The sequence below is a fragment of the Deinococcus radiotolerans genome, from assembly GCF_014647435.1.
Taxonomy (GTDB): domain Bacteria; phylum Deinococcota; class Deinococci; order Deinococcales; family Deinococcaceae; genus Deinococcus; species Deinococcus radiotolerans.
Window position 1 is genome coordinate 59,632 of record NZ_BMPE01000013.1, and the last position, 22,910, is coordinate 82,541.

19 protein-coding genes are annotated in these 22,910 nt (G+C 70.2%); 10 read left to right on the forward strand and 9 right to left on the reverse strand.

The window, feature by feature from the left end; genetic code table 11:
• The first annotated feature begins 9 nt into the window (after positions 1-9).
• Positions 10-735, forward strand: coding sequence for an ABC transporter ATP-binding protein (locus IEY63_RS16540; RefSeq protein ID WP_229784772.1), 726 nt, complete (start codon positions 10-12; stop codon positions 733-735).
• 56 nt (positions 736-791) lie between these two features.
• The gene (locus tag IEY63_RS16545; RefSeq protein WP_189070102.1) at positions 792-1,145 is read left to right on the forward strand and encodes a (2Fe-2S) ferredoxin domain-containing protein; all 354 of its coding nucleotides are present in this window, start codon (positions 792-794) and stop codon (positions 1,143-1,145) included.
• A gap of 61 nt (positions 1,146-1,206) precedes the next feature.
• On the opposite strand, the gene IEY63_RS16550 is transcribed toward IEY63_RS16545, so the two are convergent.
• Positions 1,207-2,892, reverse strand: a complete 1,686-nt coding sequence (locus IEY63_RS16550; protein WP_189070103.1) for an HRDC domain-containing protein — start codon at positions 2,890-2,892, stop codon at positions 1,207-1,209.
• A 120-nt stretch (positions 2,893-3,012) separates the two neighbouring features.
• Between IEY63_RS16550 and IEY63_RS16555 the strand changes: the two genes are divergently transcribed.
• The 3 genes from IEY63_RS16555 to IEY63_RS16565 all read left to right on the forward strand — a co-directional run bounded on the left by IEY63_RS16555 (position 3,013) and on the right by IEY63_RS16565 (position 5,848).
• Positions 3,013-3,978 (forward strand): hypothetical protein, encoded by a 966-nt coding sequence (locus IEY63_RS16555; RefSeq protein ID WP_189070104.1) that lies wholly within the window; start codon positions 3,013-3,015, stop codon positions 3,976-3,978.
• Positions 3,979-4,053: 75 nt separating this feature from the next.
• The gene (locus tag IEY63_RS16560; RefSeq protein WP_189070105.1) at positions 4,054-5,262 is read left to right on the forward strand and encodes a vWA domain-containing protein; all 1,209 of its coding nucleotides are present in this window, start codon (positions 4,054-4,056) and stop codon (positions 5,260-5,262) included.
• Between the two features lie 64 nt (positions 5,263-5,326).
• Positions 5,327-5,848 carry a DinB family protein gene (locus tag IEY63_RS16565; RefSeq protein ID WP_189070106.1) on the forward strand — a complete coding sequence of 174 codons (522 nt, stop codon included), beginning with the start codon at positions 5,327-5,329 and terminating at the stop codon, positions 5,846-5,848.
• A 10-nt stretch (positions 5,849-5,858) separates the two neighbouring features.
• Here the strand turns inward: IEY63_RS16565 and IEY63_RS16570 are convergent, their stop codons facing one another.
• The 3 genes from IEY63_RS16570 to IEY63_RS16580 all read right to left on the reverse strand — a co-directional run bounded on the left by IEY63_RS16570 (position 5,859) and on the right by IEY63_RS16580 (position 9,078).
• Positions 5,859-6,734, reverse strand: coding sequence for a TroA family protein (locus tag IEY63_RS16570; RefSeq protein WP_189070107.1), 876 nt, complete (start codon positions 6,732-6,734; stop codon positions 5,859-5,861).
• A 562-nt stretch (positions 6,735-7,296) separates the two neighbouring features.
• Entirely contained in the window at positions 7,297-8,073 is a 777-nt protein-coding gene (locus IEY63_RS16575; RefSeq protein WP_062157397.1) for a type III pantothenate kinase, read from the reverse strand.
• Between the two features lie 51 nt (positions 8,074-8,124).
• Entirely contained in the window at positions 8,125-9,078 is a 954-nt protein-coding gene (locus tag IEY63_RS16580; RefSeq protein ID WP_229784765.1) for an ABC transporter substrate-binding protein, read from the reverse strand.
• A 205-nt stretch (positions 9,079-9,283) separates the two neighbouring features.
• Between IEY63_RS16580 and IEY63_RS16585 the strand changes: the two genes are divergently transcribed.
• A complete protein-coding gene (locus IEY63_RS16585) occupies positions 9,284-11,200 on the forward strand; it encodes an acetate--CoA ligase (RefSeq protein ID WP_189070108.1) in 1,917 nt (638 codons plus the stop codon).
• 57 nt (positions 11,201-11,257) lie between these two features.
• On the opposite strand, the gene IEY63_RS16590 is transcribed toward IEY63_RS16585, so the two are convergent.
• The 4 genes from IEY63_RS16590 to IEY63_RS16605 form a co-directional block, all read right to left on the reverse strand.
• Positions 11,258-11,956, reverse strand: a complete 699-nt coding sequence (locus tag IEY63_RS16590) for a hypothetical protein (protein WP_189070109.1) — start codon at positions 11,954-11,956, stop codon at positions 11,258-11,260.
• A 156-nt stretch (positions 11,957-12,112) separates the two neighbouring features.
• A complete protein-coding gene (locus IEY63_RS16595; protein WP_189070110.1) occupies positions 12,113-13,936 on the reverse strand; it encodes a hypothetical protein in 1,824 nt (607 codons plus the stop codon).
• Positions 13,933-14,367: an ExbD/TolR family protein gene (locus tag IEY63_RS16600; protein WP_189070111.1), complete on the reverse strand. Its 435-nt coding sequence runs from the start codon at positions 14,365-14,367 to the stop codon at positions 13,933-13,935. Before IEY63_RS16600 ends, IEY63_RS16595 begins: the two co-directional genes overlap by 4 nt.
• A gap of 133 nt (positions 14,368-14,500) precedes the next feature.
• The gene (locus tag IEY63_RS16605) at positions 14,501-15,187 is read right to left on the reverse strand and encodes a MotA/TolQ/ExbB proton channel family protein (RefSeq protein WP_189070112.1); all 687 of its coding nucleotides are present in this window, start codon (positions 15,185-15,187) and stop codon (positions 14,501-14,503) included.
• Between the two features lie 292 nt (positions 15,188-15,479).
• On the opposite strand from IEY63_RS16605, the gene sufC reads away from it, so the two are divergent.
• The 4 genes from sufC to sufD all read left to right on the forward strand — a co-directional run bounded on the left by sufC (position 15,480) and on the right by sufD (position 19,545).
• Positions 15,480-16,235 carry a Fe-S cluster assembly ATPase SufC gene (gene sufC / locus IEY63_RS16610; RefSeq protein WP_046843262.1) on the forward strand — a complete coding sequence of 252 codons (756 nt, stop codon included), beginning with the start codon at positions 15,480-15,482 and terminating at the stop codon, positions 16,233-16,235.
• A gap of 99 nt (positions 16,236-16,334) precedes the next feature.
• Complete coding sequence (gene sufB, locus IEY63_RS16615) at positions 16,335-17,741, forward strand: Fe-S cluster assembly protein SufB (protein WP_062157390.1); 1,407 nt, start codon at positions 16,335-16,337, stop codon at positions 17,739-17,741.
• A 64-nt stretch (positions 17,742-17,805) separates the two neighbouring features.
• The gene (locus IEY63_RS16620; RefSeq protein WP_046843264.1) at positions 17,806-18,162 is read left to right on the forward strand and encodes a VOC family protein; all 357 of its coding nucleotides are present in this window, start codon (positions 17,806-17,808) and stop codon (positions 18,160-18,162) included.
• Between the two features lie 30 nt (positions 18,163-18,192).
• Positions 18,193-19,545 (forward strand): Fe-S cluster assembly protein SufD, encoded by a 1,353-nt coding sequence (gene sufD, locus IEY63_RS16625; RefSeq protein WP_189070113.1) that lies wholly within the window; start codon positions 18,193-18,195, stop codon positions 19,543-19,545.
• A gap of 112 nt (positions 19,546-19,657) precedes the next feature.
• Here sufD and IEY63_RS16630 read toward each other — a convergent pair whose 3' ends face one another.
• Positions 19,658-22,456, reverse strand: coding sequence for a PxKF domain-containing protein (locus tag IEY63_RS16630; protein WP_189070114.1), 2,799 nt, complete (start codon positions 22,454-22,456; stop codon positions 19,658-19,660).
• Positions 22,457-22,910: the final 454 nt, after the last annotated feature.

The window sequence follows — 22,910 nt, forward strand, 5'->3', positions numbered from 1 at the left end:
TTCCCGGCAGTGCGGGGCGTGAGCGCCACCTTCCGGCCCGGCGTGTTCAGCGCCGTGATCGGCCCGAACGGCGCCGGCAAGAGCACGCTGCTGCGCGCGCTGCTCGGCCTGAACCCGGTCACGGGGGGCGAGGTGACCCTGGCCGGGCGGCCGCTGGGCGAGTGGAGCCGCGCGCAGCGGTCGCGGCAGCTGGCGTACCTCGCGCAGAGCGAGGGCCTGCCGGACGCGGCGCGCGTGCGGGACGTGGTGGCGCTGGGGCGTGGCGCGGGTGACTGGCGGTTCGGGCTGCTGCCCCGCACGCCCTGGACCCCGGCGGACGAGGCGGCCGTGAACGCCGCGCTGGACCGCACCGACACCCGCCGCTTCGAGGAGCGGCGCGTCTCCGAACTCAGCGGCGGGGAGCGGCAGCGGGCGGCGCTGGCCCGCGCGCTGGCGGCCGAACCGCGCTTCCTGCTGCTGGACGAACCCACCAACCACCTCGACCTCGCGTACGCGCTGGACGTCGTGCGCTACCTGCGCTGCGAGGTCGCGGGCGGCCTGGGCGTCGTGGCGGTGCTGCACGACCTGAACCTCGCGGCGCGCGCCGATCACCTTGTGCTGCTCTGCGGGGGGCGGGTGCAGGCCAGCGGCACCCCGCACGAGGTCCTGACGCCCGCGCACCTGCACGCCGCGTACGGCCTGCACGTCAACGTGGTGCAGCACGCAGACCGCCTGCTGGTCATCCCGCAGGATTGACAGGCGCCCGCAGCCAGCCAAGGCGCGCGCGGTACCGCCCAAAGGAGCCCTGAGTCATGCCACCGAAGTTCTTCCCCACCCACGGTCACCTGCTCGTCTGCCAGGGCCCGAACTGTCAGGCGCGCGGCTCCGGCCTGCTGCACAAGGCGCTGTGGAATCACCTGGAACGGCAGTCCCTGGCGTACTACAAGCGGGGCGGGACGCTGCGCCTGACCGAGAGCGGTTGCCTGGGCGCGTGCAGTTACGGCCCGGCGCTGTGCGTGTACCGACCGAGCCCGGACGGCGCGGGCCTGGAGGAAGCGTGGTACGCCGCCGTGGACTTCCCGCTGGCGGCGCGGGTGGCGCAGGCCACGCACGAGCGGGCCGCACTGCCCGCCGAGCACCGCTACGGCCCGGACGCGGACGCCTGAACGGACAGGGGCAGGGGGCGGGCCATTCGTGGCGCCGCCCCCTGCCCTTTCGGCTGGCCGTTCAGCCGCGCACGACGTCCAGGATCTTGTCGCCGTACTTGCCCAGGCGCGCCTGCCCCATGCCCTTGACCTCGCGCAGGTCATCCAGGGTGTACGGCACGCGCCGGGCGATCTCCGCGAGGGTCGCGTTGCTGGCGATGATAAAGCGGCTGATCTCCTGCCGTTTCGCCTCCGCGTTCCGCCACTCGCGCAGGCGGGCGTAGATGGCCAGCTGCCCGTCCGTGAGGTTCGCGGCCGGGTCCTCCTTCCCGCCGGGCAGGTCCGGCGGCAGGATGACGGGGGCGGGCTCAAGCGCCGCCTCCACCTCCGGCTGAACGTCAGCGGGGGCGTCTGGGAGCGTGTCGGCGGCCTGCGGCTCAGTGACCTGCACCTCGGCGTCCGTCTCGGCGGCCGATTCCTCAACGGCCTGGTGGCGCACGTCCGGCACCTGCGGGAGGTTCGGCGCGTCAGGCCCGCTGCTGACCGGGATCGGCAGGGGCGCGGCGCTCTGCGCGGGCGAATCACTGAACACGATCTCGGGTTCCCAGGTTTCCTCCGGCGCGGCCTGCGGGGCCGGCGGGCTGACGGGGGCGCCCGCCCTGGCCGGCGCCTCGAACGTGAAGCGTTCCGGCAGGTCCGGCTGCGACGGCTGGCTGGGCGCATCCGGCTGCTCGCCGTGGGCGGCGTTCACGGGCGGGCGGAAATCACGGCGCTCGAAGCGGTCACGGCCTCCCCGCTCGCGGCGGTCATCCCGGCGGCCCCCGCGGTCACGGCGCTCGAAACGGTCACGGCTCTCGCGGCGCTCCCGGAACTCCGGGCGGCCATCCACGCGGGCGTCACGGGGCTCCTCCTGCGGCGCCCCGGGCTGATCGGCGTCCTGCTCGGGCGCGGCCCCCTCTCCGGTGAGGGCTGTTTCGGTGTCGGGTTCGGCACCCAGCAGGGCCAGTGCAGCGCGTGCGTCTTCCAGGCCCGGCGTGAGCAGCACGCCCCCTGGCACGCTGCGCGCGGCCGCCAGCACGCCGCCCAGCGGGGCCTCGCTGTCAGGCGCGGCGTCCGGCGCGAGCAGCAGCGCCGTGGGTCCGGCCGGCTGCGCCGCGCCGCCCAGCTGCTCGGTCAGCTGCGCGGTCGTGCGCGCCACGCGTCCCAGCCGCAGGGGCAGCGTGGCCACGTCCCGCAGGGCCAGCGCCACGCTCAGGTCACTCGGGGCGGCCGCCACCGGCGTGGGCGCGGCGTCCACTCCGAACAGCGCGCTCAGGGGCGCGTCACCGTGACCGGTCAGGGTCACGCTGTCCCGGTACGTGACCAGGCGCGCGCCCTGCGCCAGCCAGGTGCCGCCGGGTGCCAGCGTGGCGTCCACGATCACGGGCACGCCCGCCCGGCGGGCGCGGTCCAGGTCAGCGGCGCCGGGTTCCAGCAGCCACACGGCGCGCGCGCCGCGCCAGTCGGCGTCTGTGCTGGCGGCGGCCAGTCCGGCGGCGGCCAGCGCTTCTCGGTTCACGCGCACGCGGGCGTCCACGCGCAGCGTACCTGCGCCCAGCGCGGCGGCCAGCTGGCGGGCCAGGGCCATTTCGTCGCGCAGCAGCAGGCCCCAGCCGGCTCCTTCCAGGTCGGCCAGCGCTCCGGCCAAGCGGGCGTGCGGATCGCCGCGCCCAGCATGCAGGCGCACGAGACGGGCGTCAGGGCGCAGAGATTGAACGGCGTCAGTCATGCCCTCCATTCTGCCGCACCGCGCGCCGCACGCGCCGCCGCACTTCCGGCGGCCCGGCCTGCGGCTTTCTTTACCCACCTGAGGCAACCCCAGCCACACCGGGCGCGTAGGGTGCAGGTGATGCGTCCCCTCCTCCTGACCGGCCTGCTCCTCTCCTCTACCCTGTCCACTCCGGTGGGCGCGCAGTCGGCCCAGGGGATGGGCACGGCGACCCTGCGCCTGAGTGCCCCGGTGGGCACCACCGTCGAGCAGCGCACGACCCTGACCAGCCTTCTGAAGATCAGTGACGTGAAGGTCACGGCCCGTCCCGGCGCGAGCGTCCCGCAGAAGGAACTGGACGCCCTGCGGGCGTCCTTCCAGGGCATGGGCGGGCAGAACACGACCATCACCGGCAAGAGCTTCACCCGGGTTGCCGCGCGCGACGCCCTGGGGGCCGTGACCCTGCAACAGACCCTGATCCAGACCATTCCGGGACTGCCGAAGGCCCTGACGACAAAGACCACGCAGGTCCTCGACGCGAACGGGGCGCTGACGGACCTGAAACTCAGCAGCGACAACGCGGACGTGAACCGCCTGTACCAGCAGATGAACCTGAAGGAACTGATCCGCGCGTCGAACAGCAGCGGCACGGGACCGCAGCTGATCGGCCTGCCCCTGACCCCCGGCCAGAGCCACGAGACCCGGCAGGAGGTGCCGCTCGACAGCATGATGGGCGCGCTTCTCGGTCCGGTCCTGCAGGACCCGGACGCCGACGTGGACCCCGCCACGCTGACCAGCACGCCCCTGGCCTTCACCAGCCGCCTGACCTTCGCGGGGCCGGACGCCGCCGGGCGGCTGCGGTTCACGCAGACCGGCACGTTCAGCGCGTGGCAGACCAGCGTGAAGAACCGCGCCGGGCAGGTGCTCTTCCAGATGAGCGTCAGCGGCGGCTCGGTGAGCGGTGAGCTGCTGGCGCGCCCCGACGGGCTGCCCGTCAGCAGCAGCGTCCGCACGACCATGCAGATGCAGACGCTCATGACCCTGGACGACGTGCAGGTCAGCGCCACCCTCACGCAGGACCAGACGATCTCAGTGCGTCAGCCCTGAGCGGCGCAGGCAAACGCCCAGAGCCTTACAAACCCCGCGCCGGAAACGCGCCATGCTGAGCCGACGGAGGTTCACATGGCGCGTGTCACGCGGTACAGCAAGTTCGAGGGGGAACTCGATCAGCTCGACAGCAGCGAACTGATGCAGATGATTCAGGAGGCGCTGCTGGGGCAGGGCATGAACGACCCCTACGACCCGGACCCCAACGCGCGCCCCAGCATGGACGACCTGTTCGACGCGATCCTGCAGGCGCTCGCCGAGCGGAACATGATTCCCGAGGAGCAGCTGCTGGAGGCCCTTCAGTCCGATGACGTCCGCGAAACATCGGTCGGGCAGCAGATTCAGCGGCTGATGGACAAACTCCAGCAGGACGGCTTCATCCGCAAGGAATTCGAGGACGGCGAGGGGGGCGGCGCGGGCGACCCGGGCGACGCGAAGTTCCAGCTGACCGACAAGAGCATCGACTTCCTGGGGTACAAGAGCCTGCGGGACCTGATGGGCGGCCTGGGGCGCAGCAGCGCCGGGTCGCACGACACCCGCGAGTACGCGTCGGGCGTCGAGATGACCGGGGAACTCAAGGGATACGAGTTCGGGGACACCATGAACCTCGACACGACCGCCACGCTGGGCAACGTGATCAGCAAGGGCTTCGATAACCTCGAGGAGTCGGACCTGGTGATCCGGCAGGCGGAGTACAACTCGTCGGCAGCGACGGTGGTGCTGCTGGACTGCTCGCACTCCATGATCCTGTACGGCGAGGACCGCTTCACGCCCGCCAAGCAGGTCGCGCTGGCCCTGGCGCACCTGATCCGCACGCAGTACCCCGGGGACACCGTGAAGTTCGTGCTGTTCCACGACAGCGCCGAGGAGGTCCCGGTCGGGAAGCTCGCGCAGGCGCAGATCGGGCCGTACCACACGAACACCGCGGGCGGCCTGCGGCTCGCGCAGCAGCTGCTGAAGCGTGAGAACAAGGACATGAAGCAGATCGTGATGATCACCGACGGGAAACCCTCAGCCCTCACGCTGCCGGACGGGCGCATCTACAAGAACGCGTACGGCCTGGACCCCTACGTGCTGGGCGCCACACTGCGCGAGGTGGCGAACTGCCGCCGCAGCGGCATTCAGGTGAACACGTTCATGCTGGCCCGCGACCCGGACCTGGTGGGCTTCGTGCGCCGCGTCTCGGAGATGACGCGCGGCAAGGCGTACTTCACCACGCCGCACAACATCGGCCAGTACGTGCTGATGGACTTCATGACGAACAAGACCAAGATGATCAACTGAGCGGTGCGGCATTCAGGGGGCGGGCGGCGCGAGTCGGCCTGCCCTTCCCCTTTATGCTGCCGGTATGAACGTGGATCTGGGAACAGTGCGGGCGCAGCTGTCGCGGACACCGGGCGTGCTGGACGCGCTGCTGCGCGGCCTGCCGGACGACTGGGCGGGGCTGACCGAGGGGCCGGGCACGTGGTCACCCCGCGGGGTGGTGGCGCACCTGACGCACGCGGACCGCACGAACTGGCTGCCGCGCGCCCGGGTGCTGCTCGCGGCGGGCGAGGCGCAGGTATTCTCACCATTCGACCGGGCGGGCCATCAGGCCGTGGAGGCCACGCTGTCACTGAACGAACTGCTGGACGACTTCGCGGCCACCCGCGCCGACAGCCTGCGGGCACTGGACGCCCTGAGCCCCGGCCCCGCCGAGCTGGCGCGGCGCGGCACGCACCCGGAGTTCGGACCCGTGACGCTGGCCCAGCTGCTTTCAACGTGGGCGGCGCACGACCTGGACCACATCATGCAGATCACGCGGACGCTGGGTGGCGGGTACCGGGACGCGGTCGGCCCCTGGCAGGCTTACCTGCGAATCATGCGCTGAGGGGCGACCTTCAGCGAACGCATTCGCTGAGGCCCGGGGTTGGCTGACCGCGCAGCAGGTCGGCCAGGACCTGCGCGCCCCGCACGACGCCCAGCGCGGGGCGGCTGAACAGGGCGTTGGCGTCCACGGCCCACACCTGACCCAGCGGAAGATCGGGGAGATCGCGGGCGAACGCGACGTTGTCCTGCAGGCCGTACCCGCAGCACAGAACGACACTCACGTCGGGCCGCAGGGTCCCGATCTGATCCCAGGTGGCGCGGCCCGAGTCGGTGCCGGGGCTACCCAGGACGTTCACGCCGCCCGCCCGCTCAACCTGCTCGGGCACCCAGTGCCCACCGTAAAAGGGCGGGTCGGTCCATTCGAGAGTCAGGACCCGAGGCGCGTGCGGGACTGGCTGGACGGCCTCCCAGTCCGCCTGGGCCTGCCGGGCAAGAGCCTCACCGGCGCCTGGGATGCCGGCAGCTTCAGCCAGGATGCGCAGGTCATGCAGGACGCCCTGAACGCTGCGGCCCTCCAGGCTCAGGACGTTCGCGGCGGGCAGGCAGCCGGGCAGGTAGCGCACGGCGTCCTCCAGGGTGCCGGGGGTCACGGCGCAGACCTCGCACACGCCCTGCGTGACGACCAGATCAGGATTCAGCTGATCAAGCAGCGCTCCGTCCACCTGGTACAGGGCGCGGCCCTCGCGCACCGCCGCGCTGACCGCGCGGTCAATCTCGGCCTGGGGGGCGCCGCTGTCCACGATGGACCGGGTCAGGACGGGCAGGTGCCGGGCGCGCGGATGGTCGCACGAGTGGCTGACGCCCACCACGCGGCCTTCCAGACCCAGGTCGAACAGCAGGTCGGTGGCGCTGGGCAGCAGGCTCACGATGCGCTGGGGAGCAGTCATGCCGTCCAGGGTAGCCTGAACGCATGAACAGCGCCCCTGCTGACGGCCGGGGCGCTGCTGTCCACGCTGATGCGCTGCTCAGCCCAGTCAGGCCATGGCCATCCTGACGGCTGCCACTGAGGCCCAGAACGCTGGCTAGGGTGGCGCCCTTGCCAAGGTCGAGGCCGCCACTGGCGCTCACGCCAGCGCTGAGCGTGCCGGTGCTGATTGGCGGAGGCCACGCCAGCACTGAGAGTGACGGCGGTCAGCATCCGGTTGTTGATCATGGTGGTTCCTCGTGCCGCTCATGCTGCGGGGCACGCAGGGCACGTCTCTGAGGGCGCCGCGCTGGCCTGGCGACTAAGAGCCGTCATGCGCCGGCCCGGCCATGTGTGGCGGGGTCAGGCGTGCTGAACGCGCTTTACAGCCGACTCATGTGGCCTGGGGTGACGGGAGGAGGGTTGATACCCTCCCGTCCGGGGAATGTTGGTGATCCAGTCGGGCAGACGATGCACATGCGTGCGGCAGTACAAAGGTGGAGGGGGCCGCCGGGCATCACGTCCGGCGGCCCCCTCGTCCTGCGTCAGCGGCTGGCCCAGAGTTCCACGAGGCCGCGCAGGGTCAGGGTTTCGTCGTAGTGGTCGATCTCACGGCATATGCCCTCGATGGTGCGTGAGAAGCCCCCGGTCGCAATAGCGACGGCTGGGCCGGGCAGTTCAGCGCGGATGCGGCGCAGCAGGCCGTCCACCATCTCGGCGTACCCGAACACCAGGCCGGACTGGAGGGCGTGCGTGGTGTTCTTCCCGATGGCCGTGCCCGGCGCCTGGAGCGTGATGCGCGGCAGTTTCGCGGCGCGGCTGAACAGCGCGTCGGCGCTGACCTGCGCGCCGGTGGCGAGCACGCCGCCCAGGAAGCGGCGGCCCCGGCCGATCACGTCGAAGTTCGTACTCGTCCCGAAGTCCACGACCACGGCGTACTCGTGGTGCCCGAGGTACTTCTCGGCGCCGAACAGGTTGCACAGGCGGTCGGCGCCCACGGCGTCCGGCACGTCGAGTTCCACGCTGACGTCCGGGAGGTTCGTGGCGCGCACCTCGAAGGCCTCCACGGCGAAGTGGCGGCGCAGGGCCAGCGCGTAGTTCTCCCCCAGGGGCGGCGCGACGCTGCTGAGGATCGCGGCGCGCGGCATGGGCGCCCCCGTGAGCTGCAGCAGCCCGTGCAGGCGCATGGCGAGGTCGTCCGGGAGGTGCTCGCGGTTCGTGCGGATGCGCCAGGTGTTCGTGAGGTTCAGCTGCTCGTCGGCCAGGCCGATCACGGTGCTGGTGTTGCCGATGTCCACGGCCAGGAGGGGGAAAGCAGGCACGCCCCGCATTCTAGGCCAGCCCTGGCTGGTCCTGCCGGGTGCGCGGCGGGCTCAGCGGAGGGTGCGGGTCAGTTCGCGGGTCATGAGGTCCTCGGCGGTGGGTCCGCGCAGGCGCCCGAACAGCTGCATGTCCAGGAAGTACACGTGTCCGGCGCGGCTGGCTGGGAGGCGCTGCGCGAGAGGGTTGGCGTGCCAGTCGCGCCGGGCCTGTGCGGCGGTGTTCTTCCCGGAAGCGATCACGAAGATGGCGTCGGCACGGGTGGCGCTCAGGCCCTCGCTGCTGAGTTTCAGGTAGCCCTCGCCCAGGCTGGGGTCCTGGCGGCCGGGCAGGTCGAGGGTCAGGCCCAAGTTCTGGAAGTACCCGCCGGTCCAGTCGGTCGGGCCGAGGACGGTGTACAGGTCGCGGGTGGCGCCCCCGGCGTTCCAGACGATCAGGGCGCGGCGGCCGCGCAGCCACGCGGGGAGGGTCTGGCGGGCGCGGTCGGCGGCGGCCCGCTGGCGGATGACCTGCGCGGCGCGTTCGGGGCGGTTCACGGCGCGGGCGAGGACCGGCAGGGTCTTCTGCCAGTCGCCGCTGTGGGTGCCGTGAAAGAGCAGGGTGGGCGCGATGGCGTTCAGGGCGGGGTAGGTGTCCTGCGCGAAGTGCTCGCCGACGATCAGGTCGGGTTTGAGGCTGGCGATGACTTCGAGGTTGGGTTTGAAGCGGTCGCCGACGTACGTGGGCGCGCCGGTCACGCGGCTGCCCAGGTAGCGGATCTGGCGGATGGGCGAGCCGTACTGGCGCAAGTTGAGCTGGGCGGCCTCGCCGTAGCCGACGGGCTGGATGCCCAGCGAGAGCAGCAGGTCCAGCGCGTGCGGGCCGAGCGCAACGACGCGGGTGGCGGGCGCGGGGAGGGTGGTGGTGCCCGCCGCGTGCCGCAGGGTAAGGGGGGCGGCGCTGGCGGTGACCAGCAAGCCAGTCAGGAGCGTGGTGATGAGCAGGGTGGTGGGGCGGCGCAGGGTCACGGGCCCCACTCTGCTTTATTGATAATGAAATATCAATGCTCTTAAGGCGATGTCGCCGGTCACCCTGCCCCAGGGCAGTGGTCCGCACCTCCGGCTGTTCCTGCACGGCGGACACGGCATTCAGGCAGAACTCTCATGCCCGCGGGGGTACCCTGATCAGGTCACACAACCCACCCGTTCTCCCCCCTGTCCGGAGGCCGCTGTCATGGATCCTGCCCTGCTGTCCCACCCGCTGGTGCCCCCCACCCCCGCCCTGTCCGCCGCCGCGCCCGTGTCCCCCGAGGACGCCGCGCGGCTGCGCGCCCTCGACCCGCAGGCCTACTGGCTGGAGATCGCCCGGGAACTCACCTGGGTCACGCCGCCCACCACCGCCCTGGAGGGCACGCTGGGGGACTTCGAGTACTTCCCCGGCGCAACCGGGAACGTCAGCACGAACTGCCTCGACCGCCACCCCCCGGAGCGCGTGGCGCTGCGCTACGAGCGCGAGGACGGCCTGCGCGAGACCTGGACGTTCGGCGCGCTGACCGACGCCACCGCCCGCTTCGCCGCCGCGCTGGAAGACCTGGGCGTCACGAAGGGCGACCGGGTGGCGATCTACCTGGGGAACGTCCCCGAGGCGTTCATCGCCATTCACGCCTGCTACCGCATCGGGGCGATCTACTCGGTGATCTTCGCGGGCTTCAGCGCCTCGGCCGTGCGTGACCGGCTGGAGGACGCGCAGCCGAAAGTCGTGGTGTGCACCGACGCCACCCTGCGGCGCGGGAAGGTCGTGCCCCTGCGCGACACCCTGCACGAGGCGCTGGACGGCCTGGACGCGCAGGTCATCGTGGCCCGCCGCGTGGAGCCCGGCGCGCCGCTGCGGCCCGGCGACCTGGACTTCCACGCGCTGCTGGACGCCACCACCCGCCGCGCCGACCCCGCCGCCCTGGACGCGAACGACCCGGGCTTCATCATCTACACCAGCGGCACCACCAGCAAACCCAAGGGCCTCGTGCACGCCGGGCTGGGCTTCCTGACCGGCGCGTACGCGAACGTGAAGTGGGCCCTGAACCTCCACCCCGGCGACGAGTACTGGTGCACCGCGGACGTGGGCTGGCTGACCTTCCCGATCTTCGCGCTCGTCGGCGGACTGGCGCACGGCGCGACCCACGTCATCTACGAGGGCAGCATCGACACGCCCACCCCGGCCCGCCCGTACGAGATCATCGGCCGGTACGGCGTGACGAAGGTCTTCACCGCGCCCACCGCCCTGCGGATGCTGCGCCGCGCCGGGGACGACGCGCTGCGCGGCCAGCACCTGGAGAGCCTGCACCTGATTGCCCTGGTCGGCGAGCCCCTGGACCCGGAGACGTGGCACTGGACGCACCGCACCCTCGGTGAGGAACGGGTGTTCGTGAACAACACCTACGGGCAGACCGAGACTGGCACCGCGTGGGCGAGCAGCATGGTGGGCCTGACCGCCACCCGCCCCGGCGCGTGCGGGCACCCCCTGCCCGGCTACCGTGCCCGCGTCGTGCGGGACGACGGGCAGGAGGCCGCCCCGGGCGAACTGGGCGCCCTGACCCTCACCGAGCCGTTCCCCTGCCTGGCGCGCACCGTGTGGGGCGACCACGACCGCTACGTGCAGACGTACCTCGCGGACTTCCCCGGCGCGTACGCCGCCAGTGACGCCGCCCTGCTCGACCACGACGGGCAGCTGTGGGTGACGGGCCGCCTGGACGACGTGATGAACGTCGCCGGGCACCGCATCGGCACCATGGAGATGGAGGCCGCGCTGATCACCCACCCCGCCGTCAGCGAGGCGGCCGTGGTCGCCATGCCCGACGACGTGAAGGGCGCCGTGCCGGTCGCGTTCGTGGTGCCGCGCGGGGACGCGCAGGACAGCCCCGAACTGCAACGCGAACTCGCGGAGGCCGTCGTGCGCGGTGTGGGCGCCATCGCCCGCCCGGCGCGCGTGATCGTGACGCCCACCGTGCCCCGCACCCGCAGCGGCAAGATCATGCGCCGCGTCCTGCGCGACCTGCTCGTGACCGGCGAGACGCGCGGCGACCTCACCAGCCTAGAAAATCCGGACGCCATCGACACCATCCGCGAACGGCTGCGGGGCGGCAGCGCGCAGTAACACCCCAAGAAAAGAGAAAGCGCCCGGTCTTCCCAGCGCTCCCTCTGTCTTCGGTGCTCAGCTGAACTTGCCGAGGTCCAGGGGAATCTGGTACGCGCAATCCGTGTCCGCCTCGGTGCGCAGCAGCAGGGGCACGGTGTCACTGGCGCCGATCCCGGCCTTCAGCGGCTCGAAGTAGTACACGAGCGTGCCGCTCCAGGTGCCGCCGTCCTGCTTGAAGTCGTTCACGTACGTGCTCTTCACAGGCGCGATCAGTTTCCCGTCCGGGCCCTTCAGGCGCACGAGGTACGCGCCCCGGGCCTTCTCACCCGGCAGGCCGCGCACGCCGATGTCCACGCGCAACTGCCCGTCCGGGAGGCGGCGACTGGCGGACTCCTCGGCCAGCGCGGCCTTCACGCTGAGGTTCTGGAAGTTGTTGCGGGCGTCCTGCGCCTGAAAGTACAGCTGGTCCGCCTGCCCACTCACGGTGAGCTGCGCGGGGCGGCTGCCCTTCGTGAAATCGTCCGGCGCGGCCAGCCAGTCCGCGACGCAGGCCGCGCCGCCGTCGAAGGCCGTCACGGCGTCCTTCCCACCGGCGAAGGCGCCGCCTTTGACGCTCAGGTCCACGGTCAGGTACGTGGCGACCGGGTCGCGGCGACCGTACGCGCCGTCGATGACGTTCTTGGCGGTGGTGTCCTCCAGTTTCGGCACCCACGCGTACGCGGGCGCGGCGAGCAGCGTGCAGAGGGTCAGCAGGGTCAGGTGACGGTTGATCATGGGGCACTCCTTGGAGGTGGAAAACATGGATTGATGAGTCAGGCCGGGTTCATCCGATGCCCGGGCGTCCGGAATAGTGCCGGGTCCCGGTCCATCTGCTGAACGCCGTCACGTTGGTTGCTCCCGCTGGTCGGGTTCGTCTTCGCCGCACCGTCATCAGTCCTTGAGGTACACGACGCGGCACGCACTGCCCGCCGAGCGGAACTGCGCGGCGGCCGCGTCCGAGAGGGTGACGTCGGTGTACACCTTCGAGTTCGGGGCGAAACGGCTAGGCTGGATGCGCTCGGCCTTCACGCGCGTGACGTTCGGGAAGGTCGACAGCTGCGACTCGCCAGTCACGTAGGTGTGCAGGTTGCCCGCCTGCACCAGTTCGCTGGACACGCCCTTGATCAGGGCGGCGTCGGGCCACAGCTGCTGCCCACCCGCATACACGATGCTGGTCATGTCCCGCTGGAATGAACCCAGCCCGCGCACGTCGATGGCGACCGTGCAGGCCAGTGGGCGCGTCTCGCTGCCCGCTCCGGCCGCCGCGCCGCCCCCGCGCGCGAGGGGTGCGGCCGGGTCACCCCCCCCACCGCCAGTGCCGGCGCCGCCGCTGCCGCCCCGCCCGGAAGCAGGGGCACCGGCGTCGCCCCCAGAGCCGTTCCCGGGCCGGGCCGCGGTGGGGGCGTCTGCGTCACCTGCGGCGGGCGCCGCACCTGCGCCACCCGCGGGGACGGTGCCTGCCGCCGGGGTGGGACTGGCAGCCGGGTCGCGACTGGGCGTGCCGGTCGCCGGGGCCGCGTTGCCACCGGCCGTGGGCTCGGTCCGTGGGGTCGCGGCGGGGGCAGGCGACTCGTCACTGGCCGGGGCTGGAGTCGTGCCACGGGGCGCTGGCGCGGCTGCTGAGGGTGTCTCGCCGGTTCCCCCTGTGCCACTGGCCGGGCGCGCGGCGGGCGCGGGTGTCGCGGCCGGATCAGGCGTGCGGGCCGTGGGCGTCGAGGCGACCGGAGTCGCCACCGGCTGGCTGGACGCGGGCTCGCTGGGCGCCGCGCGGCTGCTGGAGGCGGCCGGGCTGGCCGGGGTGGTCCGGTCGCGGGTGGTGGCGGTCACCGGACTGCTGTGCGCAGGCGTATCGGCGCGGCTCACGGGCCGGGCGGGAATGCCGCGCACGTCCACCGGGGCCTCGGCCGGGCTGGCACCTCGGGCGGGGGTGGCCTGGGCGACCTCACCGCCCGCGTCCGCGCGGGTCAGGTCCTCACGGCGCGGCAGGGCGCTGATCGGCTCGGGGGCGGACGCGGCGGCCCCGGCGGTGCGCGCCGCCTGTTCGGGTTCCGCCACGCGGGCGGGGGCCGACTCGGGCGTGGCCTCCACCTCCCCGGTGGCGGCGGGGCGGGTCGTGGCGTCCAGCGCGGGCAGCTCGGCCGGCGTCGGTGTGGCGGACGCCTCCCGGGGCGCAGCCAGGGCCGATTCCGCTGCGGCGGGCGCCGCGACCTGCGAGGCCGGGGCAGCAGAATCCGCCGACGTCGCTGTCGAAGCTGACGGTGCAGCAGCCGCAGGGGCAGCTGAGCTGGACGGTGCCTGCGTCGCGCGGATCGGCGCTGGAGTCGCGGCCTCTGTGGTGGGCGCGGTGGCTGGCCGGGTCGGCTGCGGCGCCGGGCGCGGTGGCTCGGTGGGGCTGGCCTGCGGAGTCGCGCGCGACTCGGTCGGCTGCCGTGCCGGGGTGGCCGGGCGGGGACGCTCCGGCGTCGCGCGTGGCGTCGTGGTCGTCCGGGCGGGTGTGGTTGTCCGGGCGGGCGTGGCCGTCGGTGCCGGGGCGAGCGTCACGACTTCCAGCGGCGCGCGCGACGGATCAGGGGTCGCGGCCGTCGGCAGGGGCTGGGGGCGCAGGGCCAGCAGGCCGGCGAGCAGCGCCACGTGTACCGCCACGGTCGCGGCGACGGCGCGGCGGCCCTCGCGGGACTCGGGCCTGGGGGGCGCGGGACGGGGCAGGGTGGTCACGGCGCGGCCCCACCGTCACGGCCGGTCTGGGTACCCAGTGCGAGGCGGGTGCCCCCGGCCTTCTTGATCTCGTCCATCACGCCGACGACCGTGCCGTAACTGCCGCGCTCGTCGGCGCGCAGGCCCACCACGCCACCCGACGCGGCTGCCAGGGGCCGCAGCTGCGCGCCCAGGGTGCCCAGGGTGGTGGCCTGACCGTTCAGGAACACCTGCCCGGCGCGGTTCACGCTCACGACCGGCAGGTCCGGCGTTTCCTGCACGCTGCTGCTCGCGCGCGGCAGGTCCAGCGGCAGGGCGTTCTGCCGCGCGCCCAGCGTGCTCGTCAGGAAGAAGAAGATCAGCAGCAGCAGCACGATGTCCACCATCGGCGCGAAGTCGAACGTCACCGGATCGTGATCGCCCCGGAAGCGGCGGCGGGCGGGGCGGGTCATACGGACTCCGGGTGAACGGGGCTTCTGACCCGTTCATGCCGAGCGAATGCGAGCGGGGACAGAGGGGGTGCCGGGAGTGGAACTGGCAGCGCAGCGCCCTGCCGCTCTGTCAACGCACCGGACGGAACCCGCTTCACTGCGCGCCGCCGAACGTCAGCGCGACCTCCGGCATGGGCGTATCGGCCCGGGCGGGACTGGTGGCGGGCGCGGGGCGGGTCAGCCAGCCGGGCAGGTCCTCGCGCACCTGTTCGGCCTGCACCATGATCCGGTCGGCGCGGGCCCGCAGCGCGCCGCGCGCCACGTACGCGATCACCGCCACGATCAGCCCGGCGGCGGTGTTGATCAGCGCCTCGCTGATCCCGGTGGCCAGTTGCGCGGGCGTGGGGGCCGTGGTCTGGCTAAACACCAGGAACGAGCGGACCATGCCGATCACGGTGCCCAGCAGGCCCAGCAGCGGCGCGACCTGCGCGGCGGTGCCCAGGGCGCCCAGTCCGGCGTACAGGCGGGCGTCCTCGTGCAGCAGCGCGGAGTGCATGGCGCTCTCGGCGGCGGGTACGCCCCGGTCGGCGCGGGCCAGTCCGGCGCGCAGGACCTGCGCGGCGGGGCTGGGGTGCGCGGCGCGGTCCACCTCGACCAGCGCCGCGTTCGGGCCGCTCTCGGCCGTCACGGCGCGGACGCGTTCGATGAGGGCCCGGGCGTCCGCGCCCAGCCGCGAGAGGGCCTGCGCGCGCGCCGCGCTCAGGTAGACCACGTACACAGACAGGGCCAGCAGCACCCACAGGAGCGGGCCAGCCGCGCGAACCAGATCAAGGATGGTCATGACCTCCACGGGTAGCACGCGCGCACGTGGCAACCGTGAAAAAGTCGTGCAGCACACTCATGAGGAAGCGCGGGGGCGGACGGGCAGGTCGGTCGTTCCGGGCGCTGAAGCGGCTTTCTCCGTTCCCCGGGCAGGCGGGCGGAGACGAACGCTCACTTCGTACGTTCCTGCCGACCCGGCTGTCCGGAATCCGCAGTGAATCACTCGACTTTAGGCGCCGGGACGGGTAAAATAACCCGGTAAGTAGGAATCATTCCTAACAAAACACCCCCTGATTCCCGAAGGAGCCCGCATGACCCACCAGCTCGAAATCCGCAACCTGCACGCCACCGTCGGCGACCAGCCCATCCTCAAAGGCATCAATTTGACCGTGCCCCGCGGCGAACTGCACGCCATCATGGGCCCCAACGGCAACGGCAAGAGCACCCTGGCCAAGGTCATCGTCGGCGACCCCGAATACACCGTCACCGAAGGCGAAATCCTCGTCGACGGTCAGAACATCCTCGAGATGGAACCCGACGAACGCGCCCGCCTGGGCGTCTTCCTGGCCTTCCAGTACCCCGTCGAGATTCCCGGCGTTACCATCGCCAACTTCCTGCGCCTCGCCATGCAGGCCCGCAAGGCCGAAGGCGAAGAAGTGAGCTTCACCGAGTTCTACGGCAAGCTCCAGAGCGCCCTGAAAACCCTCGAATGGGACGAGAGCATCGTCGAACGCTACCTGAACGCCGGCTTCAGCGGCGGCGAGAAGAAACGCAACGAGATCCTCCAGATGCTCATGCTGGAACCCAACTACATCATCATGGACGAAACCGACAGCGGCCTCGACGTCGACGCCCTGAAGATCGTCTCCAAGGGCGTGAACAGCATGCGCGGCGAGAACCTCGGCGGCCTGATCATCACCCACTACCAGCGCCTGCTCGACTACATCGTCCCCGACAAGGTCCACATCATCCTCGACGGCAAGGTCGTCCAGACCGGCGGCCCCGAACTCGCCAAGAAGATGGACACCGAAGGCTACGACTGGGTCAAGGAACTCGCCACGGCGTAACGCCGTTGATGGTGAACGGTTGACGGTTGATGGCCGACCCCACGCGGGTCCCGTGTCCATCAGCCCTCGCTTCCCTCTCACCCTCCGAAGGAGCAGCACATGACCATCAATCCTGAAGTGAACGAGATCAACGCCACGTACGAGTACGGGTGGAGCAGCCCGGAACGCTACGCGATCAAGGCCCCCAAGGGCCTGAGCCGCGACGTCGTGGAAATGATCAGCAAGGCCAAGGACGAACCCCAGTGGATGCTGGATTTCCGCCTGAAGGCCCTGGACATCTTCCTGAGCAAGCCCATGCCCGAGTGGGGCGCGGACCTGTCGGGTCTGAACCTCGACGAGATCTACTACTACATCAAGCCCGAGGGCTTCAACGCGCGCAGCTGGGACGACGTGCCCGCCGACGTGAAGGAGACCTTCGAGCGTTTGGGCATCCCCGAGGCGGAGCGCGCCGCGCTGGCCGGTGTGGGCGCGCAGTACGAATCCGAGATGGTGTACCACAACCTCAAGGAGGAGTGGGAGAAGCTCGGCGTGGTGTTCCTGAGCATCGAGGACGGCCTGAAGGAGTACCCGGAGCTGTTCCGCGAGCACTTCGCGACGATCGTGCCGCCCGAGGACAACAAGTTCGCGGCCGTGAACAGCGCCGTATGGTCGGGCGGGAGCTTCGTGTACGTGCCCAAGGGCGTGAAGGTGGACATTCCCCTGCAGACGTACTTCCGCATCAACGCGGAGAGCAGCGGGCAGTTCGAGCGCACTCTGATCATCATCGACGAGGGCGCGCAGGCGCACTACATCGAGGGCTGCACCGCCCCCGCGTACTCCAGTGACTCCTTCCACTCCGGCGTGATCGAGATCGTCGTGAAGGAAGGCGCGCGCTTCCGCTACAGCACCATCCAGAACTGGAGCCACAACGTCTACAACCTCGTGACGCAGCGCGCCGCCGTGTACGGCAACGGCGTCATGGAATGGGTGGACGGGAACCTGGGCAGCAAGGTCACCATGAAGTACCCCGCCTGCTATCTGCTGGAGGAAGGCGCGCGCGGTGAAGTCCTGTCGATCGCCATGGCCGGTCGCGGCCAGCACCAGGACGCCGGGGCGAAGATCGTGCACTTCGCGCCTCACACCAGCGGCACCATCGTGTCCAAGAGCATCAGCAAGGACTCCGGACGCAGCAGCTACCGCGGCCTCGTGAAGATCTACGAGGGTGCCAAGGGCAGCAAGACCAACGTCGAATGCGACGCCCTCCTGCTGGACGAGGAAGCCCGCACCGACACCTACCCCTACATCGAGATCGAGGAAAAAGACGCCAGCGTCGGCCACGAAGCGACCGTCTCCAAGATCAACGACGACCAGATCCTGTACCTCCAGAGCCGCGGCCTGTCTGAAGACGAGGCGGCCGGGCTGATCGTGCGCGGCTTCATCGAACCCATCGCGAAGGAACTCCCCCTGGAGTACGCCGTGGAACTGAACCGCCTGATCGAACTGGAAATGGAAGGCTCGGTCGGCTGACCGCCCCCTGCCGCCCTCACGCTGCGGCGTGGGGGCGTCTCCCCTGCCCTGGAGGCCCCGCGTCATGAAACTCAATCACATCAATCTGGGCGTCACGGACGTGCCGCAGGCGGTCGAGATCTTCGAGCGGTTCTTCGGGCTGCGGCAGGCGGACGGCATGCCCCGCACGGACGCGATGACGTTCCTGCTGGACGACGCGGATTCGCTGATCTCGGTGTTCCGGGCGAAGGACGTGGTGTACCCGAAGGTGTTTCACATCGGGTTCCTGCAGGACTCGCCGGAGCAGGTGAGGGCCATTCACGCGCAGCTGACCCAGGGTGGCTTCACGGTGCCCGCACCGCGTGAGAACCACGGTCGGCTCACTTTTTATTTTGACGCGCCGTTCGGCGTGGTGATCGAAGTCGAATCGTTCCTCGGCTGAGGGACTCTTCTTCTGTCTTCTGGAGGTCGCATGACTCAATTCAATGATCAACTGGCGCAGGTGCAGGGGCCCGAGTGGCTGAGCGCGAAGCGCAGGGAAAGCCTGGAGCTGTTCACGACGCTGGACGTCCCGCAGGAGTCGGTGGAGGCGTGGAAGTACACGCGCGTAGACGTGGATTTCGACGCGCTGCGCCCGCACGGCAAGCGTGACGTGGTCTCGGACGTCTCGGCGCTGCCCGCGAGCGTGCAGGAGCGCCTGAGTGGCACGGACGTGGGCGCGTTCCTCGTGCTGGACGGCCCGGACGTGGTGTACCGCACGGAACTCCCGGCGGAACTGGCCGCGAAGGGCGTGATCTTCACCGACCTGAAGACGGCGGTGGAGCAGCACGCGGACAAGGTGCAGCAGTACCTCTACAGTGTGGTGCCGGCGGAAGTGCCGGACGACACGACGATCGCCGCGCCCGGCACGACGCCCAGCAAGAGCCCGGACCCCAGCGAAGGGAAGTTCAGTGCGCTGGCGGCGGCCCTGTGGACGAACGGCGCGTTCGTGTACGTGCCGCGCGGCGTGGAAGTCGAGCTGCCCCTGGGGAGCTTCCGCGTGATGAGCGAGGCTGGTACTTACACCGCGACCCGCACGCTGGTGGTGGCCGAGGAGAACGCGCAGGTGACGTTCATCGACGAGCAGGATAGCGAGGCGCTGCCCGGCACGTACGCGATCGGCGCGGTGGAACTCGTGGTGAAAGACGGCGCGCGCGTCCGGTACGTCAGCATCCAGAACTGGGGCGAGGGCGTCACGCACATCCAGCGCCAGCGCGGCGACGTGGGCCGCGACGCGACCCTGAACTCCCTGGTCGTCACGATGGGCGGCACCCTGAGCCGCACCGAGATGCAGTCCTACCTGCGCGGGCAGGGCGCGGACAGCGAGATGCTGGCCCTGTACTTCGCGAACGCCGACCAGCACTTCGACCACTACACCCTCCAGCATCACGCCGCCGCGAACGCGCACAGCGACCTGCTGTACAAGGGCGTGAACAACGACGCTGCGGTCGGGGTGTTCAGCGGCATGATCAAGGTGGACCTGGGCGCGCAGAAGACCGACGCGTACCAGAAGCACCGCACGCTGATGCTGTCCAGCGAGGCCCGCAACTACAGTGTGCCGCAGCTGGAAATCAACGCGAACGACGTGCGGTGCAGCCACGGCAGCACCACCAGCCCCGTCGATCAGGAGGCGCTGTTCTTCCTGCGGTCGCGCGGCATCAGCAAGGAAACCGCCGAGAAGATGCTCGTCACCGCGTTCCTGGAGGACGTGCTGGGCCGCGTGCCCCTGGCGAGCGTCGTGAAGTACATCGAGGGCATCATCGCCAAGAAGGTCGGCGCGGCCTAACGCGCCCGGTGACCCTGGCGGCCGGTCCTGCGGGGCTGGCCGCCTCTTTCGGGCGACCACACAGCTAGGGGGCCGCCCGATCCGATCAGGCGGCCCTCCAGTCAGTGGGGATTCAGCGGAACTTGAAGACGGCTTCTTTCTGAGTGCCGTCCACGAGTTGCACGACCAGTTTCTGGCAGGTGCCCGCCCAGCTCGCGCTGGTCTTCCAGACGTACACGTACTGCCCGGCAGTCGCGTCATACGTCAGGCTGCTGCCACCGGCGGTGACGGTCGTCTCGATCTCGTCCGGCATCAGGTTTGCCAGGGTGGAGCAGTTGATCGCGTACACCTTGGGGTACCCGGCCGCCATGACGTTCAGGCCCTGGTTGCCACCCAGGCTGAACTTCACGGGAATGGCACTCCCGGCCTTCGCGGTGTTCAGGCCGTTCATGTCCACCGGCTGGAAGAACCCGCTGAAGTCGTAGATCACCTGATAGGGCGCCGTGCCGGTGTTGATGTTTCCGGCGTTGTCGGTGGCCGTGCACGTCACCGTCTTGCTGCCCACGCTGGACGTCATCACGGGCTCACAGCTGGCCGTCGCCACGCCAGACAGGCTGTCGGTAGCGTTCGGGGTGGCGGTTGCCGGGGCGTTCAGTTTCACGGGGTTGGGGCTGACGGACGGCGTGAGGGTCGGCTTGGTCTTGTCCACCTTCACGATCACGGACGCGGCGGCGCTGGCATTGTCGGCGTTGTCCGTGGCGACCCCGCTGACCGTCTGCCCGACCTGGGCCGTGTCAGCTGAGATGGTCACGTTCGCCGGGCAGGTCTTCACGCCGGACAGGGTGTCCGCGCAAATGAACTTCACGACGACCGTCTGGTTGAACCACCCGTTCGCGTTGGCGCTGATCGCATTCCCGTTCACGTCGAAGGTGGCGGCACTGATGCTCGGGACGGCCTTATCCACCTTGACGGTCAGGCTGGTGCTGGCAGTATTCCCGGCCTGATCGCTGGCGCTGCCCGTGACGGTCTGACCACTGACGGCCGTTTCACCCACGGTGACGGGGGCGGGGCAGTTACTCAGGCCGGACAGCACGTCCGCGCAGGTGAACTTCACGATCACCGTCTGGTTGAACCACCCGTTCGCGTTGGCACTGATGGCGTTCCCATTCACGTCGAAGGTGGCGGCACTGATGGTCGGCGCGGTGGTGTCCACCTTGACGGTCAGGCTGGTCGTCTCGGTGTTCCCGGCCTTATCCGTCGCGGTGCCCGTGACGGTCTGTCCGTCCGCGTCGGTCTGCGCGACGGTGCTGGGGTCAGTGCAGGTCTTCACGCCAGACAGGTCGTCCGTGCAGGTGAAGGACACCGTGACGGGCGCGGCGTACCACCCGGCGCTGTTCGCCGCACGGTCCGGCACCGCGGTGATCTGTGGTCTGACCTTGTCGATCTGCACGCTCAGCGCCGCCAGGGACGCGGTGTTTCCCGCCTGATCGGCCACCGTCAGCGCTGCGATGTCCGCCGAGGCTGTCAGGGTCGAATCTGCCGGGCACGCGCCGTCCAGGCCGGACAGGGTGTCGGCGCAGGTGTAGTCCAGGGTCACGTCCGTGTTGTTCCACCCGTCCGTGTTCGGGCTGGGCGTCACGACTCGCGTGAAGGTGGGCGCGGTCTTGTCCAGGTTCACGGCGGCGCTGCTGACCTCGGCACTCGTGTTCCCCGCGTTGTCCGTGCAGGTGGCCTTCGCCTGATACCCCGCCTGCTCGGTGCTCAGCGCGGCGGGCTGGGTGCAGCTGCTCACGCCGCTGCGCTCGTCATTCCCGGCCACGGTGAAGGTCACGTCGGTCCGGTACCAGCCGAAGGTGCTGGGCGTGCCGTTCGGGGTCACGGTCAGGGTGGGCGCGACCGTGTCGCGGTTCACGGGCACGCTCTGCGCTACCTCGCTGATATTCCCAGCGTTGTCCGTGCAGGTGCCCTGCGCCCGGTACCCGGTGGCGTCCGTCGTCAGGGTGGCGGGCGTCGTGCAGGACGCCACACCACTACCCCCGGCATCAGTGCCGGTTACGGTGAACGCCACGTCCGTGCGGTACCAGCCGTTCAAGGGCTCCGTTGTCGGCGTGACCGTGGCCACCGGTCTGGTCCGGTCGATCTGCACGTTCACCACGTTGCTGCTGGCCGTATTGCCCGCGCGGTCCGTCACACTGGCACTCACTGGGGTCGTCCCCTCGGCACTCACCACGACCGGCGCGGGGCACCCCCCCACCAGACCAGAGCCGTTCTCGGTACAGGTAAAGCTGACCGTCACATCCCCGTTGAACCATCCGCCGTGATCCGCCGTCGCCGTAATCGTCGGCGCGGTCGTGTCCACCTTCACGGTCAGGGTCACCGGATCACTGGCATTCCCCGCCACGTCCGAGATCGTCCGCGTCACGGTCTCCCCGGCGCTGCCGGTTTCATTCACCGTCACGTCCGCCGGGCAGGTTCCCGCTACGCCGGACTGATCCGCACCGTTCAGTTGCGGGTCCGCGCACGTGAACTTCACCACCGCCGGCTGCCGGAACCACCCATCCGCATTCGCGGTGAGCGCATTGCCGTTCAGGTCGAAGATTGCGGCGGTGATCGTGGGCTTGCGCGTGTCGATCAGCGCGCTCACGCTGCGGGCCGTCGTGTTCCCGGCGTTGTCCTTCACCGTGCCGGTCACGACGGTCGGCGCCCCCACCACGGAATCCGCGCTGGCCGTCAGGGTGAATTTGCCATCCACCATCCCCGACTGATCGGAGAGCACCCCAGACGTCACATCAGACGCGGTGAACTCCTGCGACAGCGGCGTGTTGCGCCAGACACCATTCGTCACGCTGACCGGAGTGACGGTTGGGGCGCTGGCGTCCCGCTTGAGCGTCACTGTCCTGGTGGACTTGTTGCCTTTCGTATCGTAGGCCACGCACGTGACGTTCTGGCCGGTGGTGTCGGTAGAGATCAGAGTGGTGGGGCAATCTGTCTTCCCTGGCGCGTTGTCAATCCCGCTTGAATCGCTCAGGGTCCATGTGACCGTGACGTCCGAGGTGTACCAATCCGACCCAGGCCAGAGCAAACCGTTCACGACGGGTGTGATGTCAGGACCCTGCTTGTCCGACACTGGAGGATTCACGATCCGGATTTTGAAAGTCCCGGACGTGAACTTGCCACTTCCGGTGCCGCCGCTTGCGGTAGCCGTGACAGTGATTTCCTTGCCGACAGCATCTGCGGGGAGTAATCCAGCAAGGGTGTAGGGGATGTCCGTAGACACCTTACAGGCGGTGACGTCAACGGATCCGAGTGCGCTGAAATAAGCCTGGAACTCAGGGGCGACAGACAGTGCGACCTTGACGGGGTTGTCAGTCCTGGCATTGCAGCCG